This is a genomic window from Vibrio sp. 03_296 (genome assembly GCF_002265885.1).
On record NZ_NPKW01000634.1, the window covers coordinates 1 to 502 of the forward strand.

Here is a 502-nt window from a genome sequence, read left to right on the forward strand (position 1 = left end):
CGGTTTTCGCCCACCGCAAACCCACTTTATTGATCAGATCCGCTATGACGGCCGTAGCCCCAATGCGTATCTGCAGCAGTTCGCTATTGGCCTGAAAGGCTCTGAGTCACTTTAACGCATCAATGAATAACAAGGAGTCGTTATGTCAGGAAATGTTATTTCACTTATTCCCAGTTCACAGGCAGTGGCGGACAAAACCCGGCTGATTCTACTGCCCATGATTGGCTTACTGGTGTTTGTTGTGCGTGGCACTTAAGTGCACGCCAAGTTGAAACGTCGCTGGGCACATTGCCAGGTCCGGTGGATACCTTTCAACAGTTTTCTAATTTGCTCACAGAGCACCACAATGAGCGCGAAAAGGAGCAGCGCTTCATTGAGCGACAGGAGCAACGCAACGCAGCCAAGCTGGCACAAGATCCTACAGCCGAGGTGAAAATTCGCCCATATACCGGCAAGCAGACCTTTTTCGACCAAATCATCACCATGTTTGGTGACGGTTGGC

The 502-nt window shown here is 50.4% G+C and carries 1 pseudogene; it reads left to right on the forward strand.

What is annotated here, in order from left to right:
* Window positions 1–142: 142 nt before the first annotated feature.
* Window positions 143–502 (forward strand): annotated as a pseudogene (locus CIK04_RS26765) (ABC transporter permease); the annotation flags it as partial.